Source organism: Bradyrhizobium sp. BR 10261, from assembly GCF_019455395.1.
In the GTDB taxonomy this organism is placed as follows: Bacteria; Pseudomonadota; Alphaproteobacteria; order Rhizobiales; family Xanthobacteraceae; genus Bradyrhizobium; species Bradyrhizobium manausense.
Map to the genome: position 1 here is coordinate 1 of NZ_JACOFQ010000011.1, position 15,058 is coordinate 15,058.

Annotated in this window: 16 protein-coding genes and 1 tRNA gene; 14 read left to right on the plus strand and 3 right to left on the minus strand. The window is 59.2% G+C overall.

Annotation, left to right across the window (positions count from 1 at the left end; translation table 11 throughout):
• A partial coding sequence (locus HYH07_RS14550) for a hypothetical protein (RefSeq protein WP_220003144.1) occupies positions 1 to 216 on the plus strand: 216 nt, incomplete at its 5' end.
• 544 nt (positions 217 to 760) lie between these two features.
• On the plus strand, positions 761 to 1,243 hold the full coding sequence (locus HYH07_RS36300; RefSeq protein WP_228749541.1) for a hypothetical protein: 483 nt from the start codon (positions 761 to 763) through the stop codon (positions 1,241 to 1,243).
• A 726-nt stretch (positions 1,244 to 1,969) separates the two neighbouring features.
• Here HYH07_RS36300 and HYH07_RS14555 read toward each other — a convergent pair.
• A tRNA-Glu gene (locus HYH07_RS14555) sits at positions 1,970 to 2,064 on the minus strand.
• A 360-nt stretch (positions 2,065 to 2,424) separates the two neighbouring features.
• Between HYH07_RS14555 and HYH07_RS14560 the strand changes: the two genes are divergently transcribed.
• Both HYH07_RS14560 and HYH07_RS14565 read left to right on the plus strand, forming a co-directional pair.
• Complete coding sequence (locus HYH07_RS14560; RefSeq protein WP_312016666.1) at positions 2,425 to 4,263, plus strand: site-specific integrase; 1,839 nt, start codon at positions 2,425 to 2,427, stop codon at positions 4,261 to 4,263.
• A 396-nt stretch (positions 4,264 to 4,659) separates the two neighbouring features.
• A complete protein-coding gene (locus tag HYH07_RS14565; RefSeq protein ID WP_220003145.1) occupies positions 4,660 to 4,974 on the plus strand; it encodes a hypothetical protein in 315 nt (104 codons plus the stop codon).
• 403 nt (positions 4,975 to 5,377) lie between these two features.
• Here the strand turns inward: HYH07_RS14565 and HYH07_RS14570 are convergent, their stop codons facing one another.
• Positions 5,378 to 5,668, minus strand: a complete 291-nt coding sequence (locus tag HYH07_RS14570) for a DUF1488 domain-containing protein (RefSeq protein WP_244981007.1) — start codon at positions 5,666 to 5,668, stop codon at positions 5,378 to 5,380.
• 855 nt (positions 5,669 to 6,523) lie between these two features.
• On the opposite strand from HYH07_RS14570, the gene HYH07_RS14580 reads away from it, so the two are divergent.
• The 9 genes from HYH07_RS14580 to HYH07_RS14620 all read left to right on the plus strand — a co-directional run bounded on the left by HYH07_RS14580 (position 6,524) and on the right by HYH07_RS14620 (position 13,813).
• A complete protein-coding gene (locus HYH07_RS14580) occupies positions 6,524 to 6,907 on the plus strand; it encodes a response regulator (RefSeq protein WP_172646929.1) in 384 nt (127 codons plus the stop codon).
• Between the two features lie 89 nt (positions 6,908 to 6,996).
• A complete protein-coding gene (locus HYH07_RS14585) occupies positions 6,997 to 7,773 on the plus strand; it encodes a sensor histidine kinase (protein ID WP_220003146.1) in 777 nt (258 codons plus the stop codon).
• A gap of 675 nt (positions 7,774 to 8,448) precedes the next feature.
• Positions 8,449 to 9,525, plus strand: coding sequence for a fatty acid desaturase (locus tag HYH07_RS14590; RefSeq protein ID WP_220003147.1), 1,077 nt, complete (start codon positions 8,449 to 8,451; stop codon positions 9,523 to 9,525).
• Between the two features lie 50 nt (positions 9,526 to 9,575).
• On the plus strand, positions 9,576 to 10,082 hold the full coding sequence (locus HYH07_RS14595; protein ID WP_220003316.1) for a hypothetical protein: 507 nt from the start codon (positions 9,576 to 9,578) through the stop codon (positions 10,080 to 10,082).
• A gap of 150 nt (positions 10,083 to 10,232) precedes the next feature.
• Entirely contained in the window at positions 10,233 to 10,586 is a 354-nt protein-coding gene (locus HYH07_RS14600; RefSeq protein ID WP_016845151.1) for a CsbD family protein, read from the plus strand.
• 48 nt (positions 10,587 to 10,634) lie between these two features.
• On the plus strand, positions 10,635 to 10,883 hold the full coding sequence (locus HYH07_RS14605; RefSeq protein ID WP_220003148.1) for a hypothetical protein: 249 nt from the start codon (positions 10,635 to 10,637) through the stop codon (positions 10,881 to 10,883).
• Between the two features lie 106 nt (positions 10,884 to 10,989).
• Complete coding sequence (locus HYH07_RS14610; protein ID WP_228749542.1) at positions 10,990 to 11,757, plus strand: DUF1236 domain-containing protein; 768 nt, start codon at positions 10,990 to 10,992, stop codon at positions 11,755 to 11,757.
• Between the two features lie 226 nt (positions 11,758 to 11,983).
• Positions 11,984 to 12,868, plus strand: coding sequence for a transglutaminase family protein (locus HYH07_RS14615; protein ID WP_038959674.1), 885 nt, complete (start codon positions 11,984 to 11,986; stop codon positions 12,866 to 12,868).
• Between the two features lie 135 nt (positions 12,869 to 13,003).
• Positions 13,004 to 13,813 (plus strand): transglutaminase family protein, encoded by an 810-nt coding sequence (locus HYH07_RS14620; protein ID WP_220003149.1) that lies wholly within the window; start codon positions 13,004 to 13,006, stop codon positions 13,811 to 13,813.
• Between the two features lie 217 nt (positions 13,814 to 14,030).
• On the opposite strand, the gene HYH07_RS14625 is transcribed toward HYH07_RS14620, so the two are convergent.
• A complete protein-coding gene (locus tag HYH07_RS14625) occupies positions 14,031 to 14,234 on the minus strand; it encodes a hypothetical protein (protein WP_228749543.1) in 204 nt (67 codons plus the stop codon).
• A 281-nt stretch (positions 14,235 to 14,515) separates the two neighbouring features.
• On the opposite strand from HYH07_RS14625, the gene HYH07_RS14630 reads away from it, so the two are divergent.
• The gene (locus HYH07_RS14630) at positions 14,516 to 15,052 is read left to right on the plus strand and encodes a hypothetical protein (protein WP_228749544.1); all 537 of its coding nucleotides are present in this window, start codon (positions 14,516 to 14,518) and stop codon (positions 15,050 to 15,052) included.
• The last annotated feature ends 6 nt before the right edge of the window (positions 15,053 to 15,058 follow it).

Sequence of the window (15,058 nt, forward strand, 5' to 3'; positions counted from 1 at the left end):
ATGGCTGGACTCCCCTCAACCTGGCAGCAACTGCAACATATCGAAGTCGCAGGTAGAGGTCACCCGTATTATCGACGTCTGCAACCCACGAGGATCGCTACCCATGTCGCTTTAAACTTCTTGAGTGGGTTCTTGCTTCCAGTGAGCGCCATAAAAACAAATAAAGAACATTCAGCCGACATCATCAGGCAAAACAAAACAGGAGTGGAGGGTTAGGTAGTTTGTCGACCCTGCCAACAACACCCTCACCTGGCTTCGGGTTGTACCTTTGCCGACAAGGACGCCGCGAGTGCCGGCAAGTTTCGGTCCGGCCGATGCGGAAACGATTATTCGTTGGCCTACCGCGAATTTGTTCTCGACCGCGAGGTCGTTAAGTGTGGGGAGATACCGATAATTTCGCGCCATTCTTTTATTTTACTCGCCTATGTCGTCTGTTTGAGCATGGCTTGCTCCACCTCATTGGCGAGCCTCCGTTAGGTGCTCGGCGAGCCGATCGAACAATTCCCACTTTGGTCTCTCGGACGCAAGATCGCAGATGTGGGCGCACTTCGCCGCATCTTTCCGCAGCTGTTCGCTTTGTGCCCGATGGTTCTGCATGGCGGGGGCGTGCACGGCCTTCTGAACTCCGTTCCACAGGCGCCTCGCGACGCCCAGGGCAGCCATTGCGCGTCAGGCACGTGCGAGTTGATTTAGATCAACCTCCAGCAAGTGTGATCGTCGAAGAGTCGGAGCATAAGACCCTCGATCTGGGGCAATAGTCATGAAAGGCTGGATGGCGCTTCTGATCTCGACGTCAGCGTTAGTCGGATCACACGCAAGCGAAGCCGCCGTGCGCATCACAGACGATCCCGGTGGACGAATCGGGAAATATATCTTCCGCTATGAGCGGCTGCGCGCTTCTGGCCACAGTGTCATTATCGATGGTTTCTGCGCGTCTGCCTGCACGATTGTCTTGGCGATGTTGCCCTCCGATAGGATTTGCGTCACGTCGCGTGCAGAACTCGCGTTTCACGCCGCTTGGGACATTGGGCCTCGTGGGCGGCCACTGACAAACGCCGGCGCGACCCGCATGATGTACTTGATGTATCCTGCCTCAGTGCGTCGCTGGATCTCCCAACGTGGCGGATTAACGCGGCGAACAATATTTCTGAGCGGAAGCCCACTAAAGGCCATGTATCGCTCATGCTCACCCGAGCCAGCGAGAGAAGAAGGTTCTGAGACGTCTGGCCCAAGGCAAGACTGACGGGGCAAATCGTGATTCAAATCGATTAAGCGAGGACGCACTCGACTGGCTTTGGTTGGTTATGAGCGCGCGATTTACCTGATCTATGGCGAAGACGTGTCGGAACACCTTATCGCGCGTATCGAGCAAATTGCGGGGCTATCGGTTACGCTACCGATTGAGCTTTGGGTTCACGCAGCACCCGGGCAACCAGCCGTGCATGTCAAAACTCTTTATCGGCTGGACGCATGAGCGATATCGATGGTTTCGCTCAGCTCTGGATTTCGATCCCGGCCAGCATTTGCGATCTGCGCGCGTCTGCACGCGTTCTTTCAGTGCAAGATTGCTAGATCAGATGACAGCGTCGAGGGACCGCCTGGCCGGTACGCCTCGCGCGCCGTCCTTGGTGGCAGGAAGCCCACGCCCGCAGCGGCATTTCAGTGAGCGAACGGAGCGGCGGTCAACCAGCCCGCGAACGCTTCTCGTCCTTGGACACGAATTGCATATCGTTGTCGGTCACTGCGTTTGAATTGAAGAAAGGATCCCCGCGTGTGCGACAGCATACGTGAGCATGCGTGAGCGGATTTCAGCTCGTCGGAGGCACTGAACTGTAGCCGAAAATGGGAGCGAGACTGAGCTCCGGCTTGGCCTTGTGATTAGGGTCCCTGAGTTCGCCAACGTTCGCCGACGCTTATTCAACGGATATTCGACGACTTCTATCGAAAGAGCCTAAGTCATTGAAATTTATGGCGCTCCCTAGGGGAATCGAACCCCTGTTTCAGCCTTGAGAGGGCTGAGCAGCCGAAGCGAGTTCGCGGCCGACATTGTCGCTGGCTTCAAGCGCCGAGTCCTTGGGGAATGGAGGAGACTGGTTCAAGCAAATGAGCAAGCAGCAACGACGACGGCCTTCAAGAGATTGCCTATGAAGGATTCAGCTACGAAGCTCTCAAGGACTAGATTACCGTTCGCAGCAACACGGCGCTACGGATGCGCTATGGACCGGTATTACGTCGAGGCGATCGGCATAACATATTGATATCGTGTGATTTTATGGTAGCGGGGGAGGGACGCGCTGCCAGGTCCAAAACCGAAGCGAAATCCTGAGGTTTTCCAGCACGTTGGCCGGAATGTGGTAGCGGATTTGAGGGTGTTACATCCCACCCGGATGTCTCACCCCGCCCGCCCCCGGAAAGGCTGCCAACGTGGCTCGTCCCTCCTACCTCGCCCGGCGCGGCGACGGTCGCTATTTCCTGCAAATTCGGTTGGGGAAACAGGCCGCAAAGCTCTTTGGGCTCCCCCTCCTCCGTGTCAGCCTCAGGACCGGAAACTTTGATGAGGCGAGGCGCCGGCTGGTGGACAATCTCGGATGGGTACAGGAGCTGATCGCAGCTCCCGACCTGGAGGCGTTGGGGACCATCCTCGACGCCCGGCTGCACGTCTATGTCGACCGTGGCGTGCCGGCCGACGAGCGGCTGCTGGCCGAGCGCTGCGCCTTCGAGCACGAAGTCAGGCGCTACCTGGCCCGCGCGCAGGAGCGCGGCTATGCCTACCAGCAGCGTTTTCCTCGCATGCCGAGCACCTGGGTCGACTTCGTTAACCAGAACAAGGCGGCCGAGAGCGAGGTCGCCCGCCTGAACGTTCGGCGCGCCTATGAAGACGGCCGGCACGAGGCGGCCGAGGCGGTCAAGGAAGGCTGGACGACGCCCACCACCCCGCCGGTGGTACAGCCGTTTGATCCTATCGCGATGATCGATCGCCTCGTCCAGGATGCCGTCGCTCAACGGCTTCAGGTGCTTCCGGCACCGAACGTCGGGTCGATCTCGCCAGCCGCGGACCCCGCATGCAACAATCAGGCTGCCGAAAACAATTCCTGCCGGATGTCCGATGTGCTGGCGGAGTTTCTCAAGCCGTTAGACCGCAAGCGCAAGCACACGGCAAAGGGCCGCGGCGAAGCGGCGCCGGTCGTCCAGTTCGCCGTCGATCTTCTGGGCGATCCTCGGATGGACGAGTTGACCGAACCCAAGTGGAAGCTGCTCGACGAGGCGCTGCCGGACATCCCCAATCGCGACAACATCCCGCGAAAATTCTCCGAGACGCTGTTCCAGCGCTACAAATATGCGGAATCGACCAAGTGGTCGAAGCTCGAGCGCGTGACCACCACGACCATCAAGAGCAGGTATTGGGCCGGGCTCTATAAGTTCGTCGACTTCGCCATCGCTGAAAAGCATTATCGCGGACCGCGTCCCAAGTTCGTGTGCATCGACCCGGAAAACCTGGCGCCGCTGCCGCGCGACGCCTTCGATGATGACGAGTTGCTGACCCTGTTGCAGTTGCCGCTCTTCACCGGCTGCAAGAACCGCGTCCACGTCTGGCAGCCGGGCGGGTACTTCGTGCAATCCCACATCTACTGGGGCTTCTTGATCTGCATCCTCACCGGCATGAGACCGGGCGAGGTCGGCCAGCTCAAATGCGCAGACATCCGCACAGATGGTGAATTTTACTATTTTGACTTGCGCCCGTTCGATGCCCGCAACGGGCGCGTCGCAGTCAAGGATTTGCGCAATCTAAAAACGAACGCCGCTGGGCGCGTCATTCCGATCCATCCGCTCCTCATCGAACTGGGACTGCTCGATCGGATGCAGGAACTGATGGACCAGAAGGAAGACCGACTCTTCCCCGAATGGGATGCTTATACTCGGAAGGACGGCACGATCCGCTGGTCGCAGCCGCTGAGCAAGGCATGGCAGTACGTGAAGACGAAACTGAAACTCGATCGCGCGGACCTTACCCTCTATTCCACGCGGCATCTTATGGCCGACTGGCTGGACAATGAAGCGATCGCACAGCGCACGCGCGATCGCATTCTCGGGCACGCCAGCGACGTTCGAGGGCGGTATGGCCGCAAAGGCATTCTTGATCCGCAGATCGCGGCGAAGATCGAAGCCCTAGAACCGCAGGTGATCAAGCAGATGAGGGAGATCTTGCTCGCCGCCAAAAACCGAGCCGATGCCGGCGAGCTCACAATGCTGAAGACGTACTGAGTCAGAGTTCGTTGGACTATTCTGAATGGCGCGCCATTCAGAATAAAACTGCGAACTCGTATGTCATTGAAATCAATCGGCAATCGAGAAGCTTGGCTTCGTGTGCGCCATCCATTGCCGTCTATATGATCGCGAGCCGGGCTCAAATCCCGGAGACGCAACCACCGATACCGACATTCAGTTTAAGTCGCGATCTAACCGAGGGGGCCTGCGCCCCTTCCGCGTCCGACGTCGGACGGGTTTTCTCGGCTGTGGGTATCAAGCCGCCTTCAACTTGGAATCCCTGCTTCGCGGCCTGCATCCTGCGTTTGACAACATTCTTAGCCGGGCTCCTGGAACAATCCTGTCGCGAGCCTATTGGCTCACTGACACAATCACTTTTGGAGAAATGCTATTATGAAAACCTTCGCAATCACTCTGGCAGCCGCCGCAAGTACGCTCATTGTGACCGCCGCTTCAGCCGCCCCGCTTTCCGCCAATGTATCAGTCGTACCGGAGAGCAACATTCAAAACGTTCGCATGGTCTGCAATGAAGATGGTCGCTGCTGGCGTGAACGCGGCGAACGCCATGTTATCGTCCGCGACGGGCGCGATGCTTACGGATATGCTCCTCGCGAGCGTTACATCGAGCGACGCGGCTATGAAGACCGCGGCGGCATCGGTTTCAGAGCTCCCGGCGTGAGCGTCGGAATCGGGACCGACCGATACTGATAGACGAGATACCTTATAAAAATGGCCGCGGAGTAGTCCGCGGCCATTTTCATTGGGGCTCATCTTCAAATGGCATAGATCGCATGCTCACTCGGCGTCTGATGTGATCTAGCCCGACTTTCCGATGCGAGGAGCGTTCGTCCCTCGCAACCGTTCCGCAAACCAGAACGCCCCGATCGCGACAAACGCGAGAAGAAAAATTCCTCCACACGACAGGAAGGTAAGCGTAAAATTTGGCTCCATGACATTCTCCTGAGAGAGGTGCTCGGGTGCAGTCTCGGTTCAACTTTGCCGCTACCCTGGTGTCAGCCCAGCCGAGATTTTTCAGATGGCCGGGGCCGACGTTTCGCCATTCGTCGAGCAGTTTCGCTGATCAGGCCGAGCCTGCAGACGCAGGATCGGTTCAAAAATTAGCGGCGACCAGGTCGTAAGAGCCCCTGCTGCCGCGGACGTACACCTTGGCAGCGGCGGCGCATATCAAGTCGCGATTGGAATCGAACGCGCGCAGAAAACCCGACTCGTCGTAACCGATATCTGGTTGAATTCGCTTCAGCGCATTTTCGTTGATGAAAAACGATGCCTCAATAGCGCTGTCGTGTCCCCAAAATCGTACGGCACGCCGCGTGCGGTCATATGACCGGCTATGGTTCGGAAACTCGATCATGTTGTCGGGGCCGATCAGTTGTCGGAGCACGAGACCTCCGTGCCGGCTGCACGCGATTTGCGTCGCGGCATATTCGATGGCGATAGCCGATCCTGTCTCCGACGCACTCGCGTGCAACCGGTCGATACGCTGACAAGATGTGCGGTAGCCAAAGCTTGGCGCCAAGGGAGGGAGTTTGGAGCGATCCGGTTGCGCCAGCCTCCAAATGGCTATGCTGGAAGCGGATTACAACCCCGCTCGATCCTGTCACAGCAAATAGTTGCGCCTGGCCTCGTTATTCTGCGGATCGGCACTATATCCTAGGCATCACCGCCCGCCCCTCGGCTGTTATCGGTGACTGAGAGCATCGTGCTCCCGCCGCGACCTAGAGGCGGTTACTATGTCAGATATCTCCAAATTCAGCGTTCGCGAGTGGCTGGTGCCTCCGGTACTGCTGCCGGTCTTTTTTGTGCTGCTGATCGCTGCTGCGATGCTTATTAAGTGGTAGTTTCCCTCGGTGGGCCCGCGCCGTCAGCTCAAGCCAACCGCTCATTCCGGCCAGTCAAGCGAGTCCAATCCTCGTTAGCTTGCAAGCTGAACATCCGGGCGGCAGACGCCCTGGATAGAGCCCGCAAGATGCCGCCGGGAGACGAGCGTGCGGATGCGATGAAAATGGCTACGATCCTGGAGAACGCCGCTGAAATGCTCGAGCATTTCAGCGGCAGGGTCGGCGTGCCAGCAAAATGACGGTTGAGAGCTATCTTCTTCCCGCGCTCCACCGTTCAGGCCCAAACTCGGATATTTAGGAAAACAGCACCTGGGCATGGATCGTAGGGGCACCGAGATGCTTGTCTCAGATCAATCGCTTGTTTCAGTCACACCCGTTTTCCCGTGGATGCCCATCCGATGGTGCCCGATCTTTCACGCAGTCCGGCCGTCGTTCTCGTCGTAGAGGACGAGATGATGCTCCGCATGCGCGCGGTCGACATGGTGGAAGACGCCGGTTACACGCCGCTTGAAGCTCTGGATACCGACGAAGCCGTCGCAATCCTGGAATCCAGGTCCGACATCGCGCTCATGTGCACCGACATTCAGTTGCCCGGCAGCATGGACGGCCTGGGTCTTGCGCATACCGTGCATAAGCGTTGGCCGGCGATCAAGATCATCCTGGTGTCGGGACAATTGAACCCATCGAGCATCGATCTTCCCCCCTGCAGCAGATTTTTTGGCAAACCACTCCAAGCCTGGCAAATCATAGCTGAGTTACGCAGCATGATTGGCCACGCCTGAATCTCGTCGTTCTTGGCGCCGGATGCCGCCAGAGGGAACGCTCGGCCGAAATCAAGTGCGGTATCCAGCCCAAGGTGATACAGTTGCAAATGCTTGAAGTTGATCTCCGTACGGACAAACGCCCCGGCGGCGCAGACTTCCACCAGGACTTTCTGGCGGCGGAGAATGTCAGCCTGCGGCTACTCCTGGCGCAGGCTGAGATCAATACGAGGAGCCTGCTTGCCAAGGCCGGTATCGATGCCAAAGAACGCGAGGCATCCGACAAGCTGCAGAAGCTGATCCTCGAAGAGCTGCATCACCGCATCAAGAACACGCTCGCGACCGTCGCCGCAATCGTCTCCCAGAGCCTGCGCAACCTGCAGGGGGTTGAGCACGCGCAGCGCGCCATCGAGGGCCGGCTCTTGGCACTCGGCCGGGCGCACGATCTCCTTCTGCAGGCAAAATGGTCCAGCGCCGATCTTGGCACGGTCGTTCGCAGCGCCGTCGAAGCCTTCGACAATCCCGACGAATCGAAATTCTCGATCACGGGACCCGATATCCGGATGGCGTCGGGTGCCGTCATCGCCGTCGCGATGACGCTCAACGAGCTTTGCACGAATACCACCAAGTTTGGCGCCCTGTCGGTCCCGGAGGGACGCGTCGACATCATCTGGACGGTGGACCAAGCGACACAACGCTTGCACCTCACCTGGACCGAAAAGAATGGCCCGATCGTCCAGCCGCCCGCAAAGCGCAGCTTCGGAACACGGCTGATCGAAACCCTGGGCAAGCAGTTGCGGGGTGACGTGCAACTAACCTATGCGTCGACGGGGTTTTCGTACACGTTCGAAGCGCCGATAGCCGCACTGAGCACCCCGGCCACATAGCTCGTGCGCGACGTATCGCGTGATGGACTCCCTTTTCGGGCTTCGGGCCCCTAGGTCTTGAGCGATATTACTTGTTCATCTGCCGTCAACCGGCAGACGAGCTCGCAATTGGGGCATTCGAAAGTTCGCAGGTCAGGATTGCCGTGGTCCGATTCGATCCGGGTCAGCGTCATGCGGCCTTGGCACTTCGGACAGCGCGGTCTTGCGATCGGAATAAGCGAGGGCTCGGGTCGTGCGAAGATTTCGGGCATGTGATGCTCCTTTGCGGGGTCGTCACCTGTAGTCGTGAAGCGAATCGGACGGCAAAGCACCAAGATCGCGCACCACCTGACCGGCCGCTGATCAATATTGCTCACATTTTCCGAGAAGTGATTGCAAGATCGGTCAAGGAGTCAGGCCCGCATTCGCGGCATCCGTAGACCTGTGCCTCGTTCAACCCGCGTCCTTTCTGAAGCGCTGGCTCCTGGACTGAGCAATATTGCTCAGCAAGACATACGGACGCGGATTAGCATTTGGTCTGATCGCCGCATGTACTGGGATAGCCCGCGTCGCTTATCGGCGCGGTGCTCGGTGCCATGGGTTACCTCGTGCCGGACCCGGGCTCGTCGTGATCATTCCGGTCGTCGATGACGTCGCGGCCTTGGCTTTGGCGGGTCACTCCGAAAGCAGCTAGACATGGTTCAACATCCACCGGAAACCCGCGCGCTCGCAGCGCTGCTCGCCCGGTATCGCCAACCCGATGACGCGCGCGGCATTTTCGAGCTGGTGATCACGGCAGTGCCCTTTTCTGTCATCTGGGCTCTGATGCTCGTCGGCGTTGCCCGTGGCCATGGGATTGGCCTGCTGCTGGCCGTGCCCGCGGCAGGCCTGCTCGTTCGTCTCTTCATGATCCAGCATGACTGCGGCCATGGGTCTTTCTTCCGCAGCCGGCTTGCGAACGATTGGATCGGCCGAGCCATCGGCGTTGTTACTTTAACTCCCTACGATTATTGGCGGCGCAACCATGCGCGGCATCACGCGAGTTCGGGCAATCTCGATCATAGAGGCTCGGGTGACATCGACACATTGACCGTGAGTGAGTTTGCCGCACGGTCTCGATGGCGCAAGATTCTGTATCGCCTGTACCGGCATCCGATCGTCATGTTTGGCGTGGGCCCGACATATCTGTTCATCTTGCGGCATCGATTGCCGATTGGGATGATGCGTAACGGCTGGCGGCCCTGGCTGAGCACAATGGGCACGAACGTCGCCATCGCAGTTCTGATCGCAGGCATGATCCGGCTGGCAGGCCCTGGGCCATTCCTGCTGGTGCATCTGCCGATCATGGTTCTGGCTGCGTCGATCGGCGTCTGGCTGTTCTATGTCCAGCACCAGTTCGAGAACACCTCATGGTCATGCGATGAAGCCTGGAGCTTTCACGAAGCTGCGCTCTATGGCAGTTCGCACTATCACTTGCCGTGGATCTTGCGCTGGTTCACCGCAAACATCGGCGTCCACCACGTCCATCATCTATGCAGTCGAATTCCCTGCTATCGGCTGCCGGACGTGCTCCGGGATCATCCGGAACTCGCAAATGTGGGCCGAATCACCCTCGTCCAGAGCTTGCGATGTGTGCCGAAGGCCTTGTGGGACGAGAAGGAGCGACGGCTCATTTCGTTCCGAGACGCCAAAATAGGTCTGGTCGCGCGCCATACGCGGACGCAGAGCAATGGTTCCGTTGCGGGTCCTGGAATTCGCCGCTTGAATTCGTGAACTTAACGATGGGTTCGCGCTTGGTTCATTGGAGAACCCGCTTGAGCCGCATGTTCAAACCCTTTGTGTTTCTGATCGCAGCCATCTACTTCCTGGTGGACGCGGTCTTTTTCACCCTCTTCAAACCTGTCTTTCGCCGGTTGGCGAACTGCTGGGTTTTCGAGCGCGTGCGAGCGTGGATCGAGTCGCTTCGCCCGTATCCGGCTCTGGCACTGTTCCTCGTGCCGGTCATCTTGCTTGAACCTGTCAAGCCTCTTGCGGCTTACCTGACGGCGACCGGGCACATCGGTCGCGGGTTTGCGCTCCTCATCGTCGGCGAGCTTCTCAAACTCCTGCTCATCGAGCGGCTCTTCTGCGTCAACCGCGACAAGCTGATGTCAATTCCTGCTTTCGCCTGGTGCCACGGTAGGTTTTGCCAAGGCCAGGACTGGGTCGCGTCCCTGTCAGCATGGCAACTCGTGCGCGGCTGGAGCTTCAATGCCAAGCTTGCTGTTCAACGACATGTCCTGGAATTCAAGGCTGCGCAGAAGCGAAAGCGGCTTTCCTGGCGATCTTGATCCGTCTCTTCGGGGCGGTCGAGCGGCAGGCATGGACTGCTGGGAGCTCAGATCGCAACCACATTTGCAGGCCGCGCTCTCTGCGCGCAGGAACGTCGCGGGGTCCTGCCAGTTAGCTCGCCGAGACTTTCACCCCAAGGAGTATCTGCTATGGAGAGCGATCGCATTGCCGGTTCGGCGAAGGAGTTCGCCGGTAAACTCGAGGGCACCGTCGGCGATATCGCCGGAGATGCAAAGAGCCAGGCAGCGGGCCGTCTCCGCGAGGCGAAAGGCACCGCGCAGAACCTGTACGGCCAAGCCAAGGACGCAGCGCGCGACGTTACGGATGCCGCCGCCGACTACGCCAAGGACGCCTATGAGAACAGCGGCGAGACCTTCCGCGACGGCACACAAGCGATCGCCAGGAAGGTGCAGGATAATCCGCTCGGTTCGATGCTGATCGCCGGCGCGATCGGATTTGTGTTGGCGCAATGGCTGGCGCGCCCGCCGCGGCGCGCGCGATAGCGTTTGGGACGGGTACAGCCGAGCAATTGCTGGATTGGAGATTGAATCATGAGTGACGACATCCCGCTCGCCCCCTTCCCCCACGAAAGCCTGGATCCTGCTTCAGAGCCGAAATCTCCTATCGCGGAAGTCTCCGACGCCGTGAAGGGGACCGCCAATCGGGTTGCGGGCGCGATAGAGGCTGGACGAAAGCCAGGAATGCCGCTGAGCGTCCTGAGCAATATCGCGCGCGAAGCCCCTCTTGGCTCTCTGCTGGTCGCCTTCCTGTTGGGAGTTGCCATCGCCCGCCGCCGATGACGGCCTGCGCAGCTCGCGTGATGGCTCAATCGGGGAAAGCGGAACTCTAGGAGGTCGGAGCCGTTGCACCTATGGCCGGCGTCCGTCGGCATAGATTCAATTTGAATTGGAAAATCAGATGAGAAAGTCATTAATGGTTTCTGCGGCCGTTGCGGCCCTATTGGCCACGACCGGGTTTGCGACAGCTCAAGGCGCCAATCAAGGAGCGGCGAAGGACTCTCCGACGGCCGCTTCGCCGAAAGGTGATAATGCGGCGCCGATGAATGCACCGGCGGCAAAGGGAGTCGAGAAGGCTACCCCAGGTGCTGGGTCAAAGGAGATGGCGCCCCAACATGCGCAGGGCAAGCCGGATGCGAAAACGACAGGTGACATGAAGGCCGATGGCAAGTCGAAGGCCTCGGAGTCAACGACGCCGGCCGCCACGAAGGACCTGAAGAATCCGGCCGCCGAAACGACGTCGCCTTCGGGCGGCAAGGCGGCGAGCGAGATGAAAGCCGAAAGCAAGACGAAATCGTCTGATTCGGCCGCGACCTCGAAGGACTTGAAGACACCGACTGCCGAGACCAAGCCCTCGACCTCGGACAACAAGACGACCGGCAACGCCGCAACCGCAGCGACAGCGACGCCTCCCGCCGAGAAGCGCACCCAGATCAGTTCGGCGATGAAGCAAGAGAAGGTCGAGGAAGTTGCAAACGTGAACTTCAACCTCTCGATCGGAACGGCCGTCCCGGCGGGCGTCCGCTACTATCCGATGCCGGCACGTATCGTCGAGATCTATCCGGAATGGCGTGGATACGATTTCATCCTCGTGCACGGAAGGTACATCGTTCTTCGCCCGCGCACCCACGAGATCGTCTACATCATCGAAGGCTAGGCGACCACGCCAGGCGTATGACAGGCAGTTACGAGGGCGGCTCGAGAGCCGCCCTTGTTGTATGGGTCAACCAGACATGCGAACCTGCCCTGGCATCGCTTGCGCCACGCCCTTCCGAAGATCTCGTCAGTTGTCGGCAAATTCAGATACATTTCCCGTCGGAATGCGATCGTCGCCATCAACCGAGCGAATCGTGAGCCCTTAACCCTCGTCGACCGGCGACATCATGGCGATCTTCATCGTCCGGCATAGTACAACGTACCGGTACGAGCGCGAGGTAAGGCTCGGCCGGCATCAGCTAATGGCGCGTCCGCGGGACAGCTTCGATCAACGACTGATTGACTTCTCGCTCGATGTGACGCCGAAGCCCTCAGAGGTGAGATGGCTTCATGATGTCTTTGGGAATTGCGTCGCGCACATCGAATTTGACCGCGCGAGCGATTACTTGCGATTCGACTGTGAAATCAAGGTTGACCACACTCCGGAGAACGCCCCGGACTTCAGGATTGAGGATTACGCGACGGACCATCCATTCACGTATCATGACGAAGAGGCGCCTGACCTGGCACCTTATGTTCAGAGATGGTTCTCCGACCCGGAAGATCATGTTGGCCGGTGGCTGGACACCTTTCTCACGCGGGGGACGAAACGTCCGACGGGCCAGCTCCTGATGACCCTCAATGAAGCAATCTCGGATGGCTTCGCATATGACCGCCGCACGGCGCCAGGAACTCAAATTCCCTCCACCACACTTGAACTGAGGAAAGGCACCTGCAGGGACTTTGCCGTTTTGATGATTGAAGCCGCACGCAGTCTGGGCTTTGCCGCGCGCTTTATCACGGGCTACATCTACGTACCGGATCGCGATGGACCTACCTGGCTGGGTGGGGGAGCCACTCATGCCTGGTGCCAGATTTACGTCCCCGGTTCGGGCTGGGTCGAGTTCGATCCGACCAACGGCATCGTCGGAAACCGGGACTTAATTCGCGTCGCGGTGGCCAGAATCCCGAGCCAGGCCATTCCCCTGTTCGGCACCTATTGGGGAAGTCGCGAGGACGAGCTTGGGATGAATGTGGAGGTCAACGTCAAAACGGCGTCGGCTCTATTGTAGCTGCTGTGATGACGTGGCTGGAACACAAGTACCACCAGGGCGTTGGGGTTCGCGCCGCGCTGTGTCGCGAGTGTAGGGTGAGCACACACAAGATCGAAGCAGTCGAGCAGCCTTCTCGACTTTGGAGGACGCCGCGTGAAGATTCGGGTCGGCTATGAGATGATCTACGAGTTTCCGCAGCCCACACCCATGATCATGGTCCTGGGCGTTCATTTTACCCGGGCTTCCGACGTTATCGTGCCTGACTATCTGACCACTGATCCTCCGGTGGCGATCAACCCATACCGCGATGGCTTCGGTAACTGGTGCAGCCGTATCGTTGCTCCAGCCGGTCGACTGCGGCTGGCGGCTGATGGCATCATTCGCGACACGGGCTTGCCGGACGCCACCGTGCCCTCGGCTTTCCAACACGCGGTCGAGGACTTGCCGGCAGAGACGATCGTGTATCTTCTCGGCAGTCGTTATTGCGAAACCGACCAGCTATCCGACACCGCGTGGAAGCTCTTCGAGAAGCAGCCGCCCGGATGGGCGCGCGTTCAGGCGATCTGCGATTTCGTCCACAATCACATTCAATTCGGCTACGAGCACGCGCGCGCCACCAAGACCTCCCGGGAAGTGTACCACGAGGGCAAGGGCGTTTGTCGCGACTTTGCGCATCTGGCCATTACGTTCTGCCGCTGCATGAACATTCCGGCAAGGTACTGCACCGGCTATTTGGGCGACATCGCCATGCCGCCCCCCTATGCCCCAGGAGACTTCGCCGGATGGTTCGAGGCCTACATCGGCGGACGTTGGTACGCGTTCGATCCGCGCAACAACGTGCCACGGATTGGACGCATCCTGATTGCCCAGGGACGTGACGCTGCTGACGTTCCGATTACGCAGACCTTCGGGCCCAACACCCTGGTGAGCTTTAAGGTGTGGACCGACGAGATCACTTCCTAGCAACGCGACTTGCGGCTTTCCTGGAACGAATGTCGGCGGCGTTGCTTGGTAACGGGCGACCGGATGCAAGTGCCCCCACGCATCCGATGAAATGACGGCCCCAGCGCGCCCCCACGCCCTGGGGCCGTTCCTTTAGGAAAGCCCTTCTGGTCTGCTCTCTGGGCCTGGGCTTCTCGCCCAAAATCAGCACTTCACCGTTTCGAAACCGAGATCGCCGTCAGCCAGTCACTTTCGGGGCGCCGTTGGGCTTCTTCGGTATCAGCCATTTCCTCATCTCAGCGGCAAAGCCAAGTTGCTCGGCTTTTCTGATGGCTTCGAATCGCATCGCTCCAGGCGGCAACTGCCTTGCTTGCGCCAGAGCCTCGGATGCCCGGGTAGCCCAATCGTGACGATCCAGATCGTTCCACGGCAGCGTTTTCATTTCATCGTCCTCACTGTGGCACTCGAAAGCCAGCACCGGTCGCCGCGTCGCGCGAGGTGTTAGGGGTCCTGGCCTCTGACCCGAGCACGCTCGCCCCCTGCGGAATAAAGGTAGCGGCACTATCGAACTCTCTCTCACCGATCGGCGCCCACGGCCGGTGCGATCGCAGCAGTATGGACCCGGCAGCGCCGCACGCTGGTCAATATTGCTCACGACAGGGAGTTCGACGGGATCATCGCAGTCCGCGGCAATGCTCTTTGCACCACGCTGGACGCCAAACGATGCCAACTATCGTGCAAGTTTATTTGGACCCTGGGCTCGTTGTCCGGACCTTTGATCCCCATATCTATTTGAGTCTGATCACCCCATCGGGGTTTGTTCGGAAGGGCCGCGACTTTCAACGAAAGGGGCCCGGCATGTTTAAATCTCAGCAATCTCGGGCGAGAGAAGCCAAGCACGGCGAACTGGCCGAGCACCCGCCCGATCCGGATGAGAACCGCTCGTATGGTGCAGCCCTTGCGGCCCAAGAAGAACGTGTTTTGCGGTGTCTGGGCGCGGCCATCATCATACGATGGAACGCCCTGCCGACGACGCTGCAACGGCCGATCTTCGACACTGCGGGGTCGGTCGGCAAGTTACTGGCGACATCGGCGCTCCGCAGCCAAATCGCCCGGTTTCTTCACAACCAAAAGGATGATGCCGGTCGCGGCAAATTACCGGTGACAGAAGACTCGCCTGCCGATGCAAGATCAAGTGCCCTGGCGCTGTCGCGATGGGACAACGAGGGAGGAGCAGTCCACGACTGCCCGCCGATCTAGATGGAC

What these genes read in the sequence shown, in the direction of transcription:
- HYH07_RS36300 (WP_228749541.1), top strand. Translation starts at nt 761, where the DNA reads ATGAAAGGCTGGATGGCGCTTCTGATCTCGACGTCAGCGTTAGTCGGA.
- HYH07_RS14565 (WP_220003145.1), top strand. Translation starts at nt 4,660, where the DNA reads ATGAAAACCTTCGCAATCACTCTGGCAGCCGCCGCAAGTACGCTCATT.
- HYH07_RS14580 (WP_172646929.1), top strand. Translation starts at nt 6,524, where the DNA reads ATGGTGCCCGATCTTTCACGCAGTCCGGCCGTCGTTCTCGTCGTAGAG.
- HYH07_RS14585 (WP_220003146.1), top strand. Translation starts at nt 6,997, where the DNA reads ATGCTTGAAGTTGATCTCCGTACGGACAAACGCCCCGGCGGCGCAGAC.
- HYH07_RS14590 (WP_220003147.1), top strand. Translation starts at nt 8,449, where the DNA reads ATGGTTCAACATCCACCGGAAACCCGCGCGCTCGCAGCGCTGCTCGCC.
- HYH07_RS14595 (WP_220003316.1), top strand. Translation starts at nt 9,576, where the DNA reads ATGTTCAAACCCTTTGTGTTTCTGATCGCAGCCATCTACTTCCTGGTG.
- HYH07_RS14600 (WP_016845151.1), top strand. Translation starts at nt 10,233, where the DNA reads ATGGAGAGCGATCGCATTGCCGGTTCGGCGAAGGAGTTCGCCGGTAAA.
- HYH07_RS14605 (WP_220003148.1), top strand. Translation starts at nt 10,635, where the DNA reads ATGAGTGACGACATCCCGCTCGCCCCCTTCCCCCACGAAAGCCTGGAT.
- HYH07_RS14615 (WP_038959674.1), top strand. Translation starts at nt 11,984, where the DNA reads ATGGCGATCTTCATCGTCCGGCATAGTACAACGTACCGGTACGAGCGC.
- HYH07_RS14625 (WP_228749543.1), bottom strand. Translation starts at nt 14,234, where the DNA reads ATGAAAACGCTGCCGTGGAACGATCTGGATCGTCACGATTGGGCTACC.
- HYH07_RS14630 (WP_228749544.1), top strand. Translation starts at nt 14,516, where the DNA reads ATGCCAACTATCGTGCAAGTTTATTTGGACCCTGGGCTCGTTGTCCGG.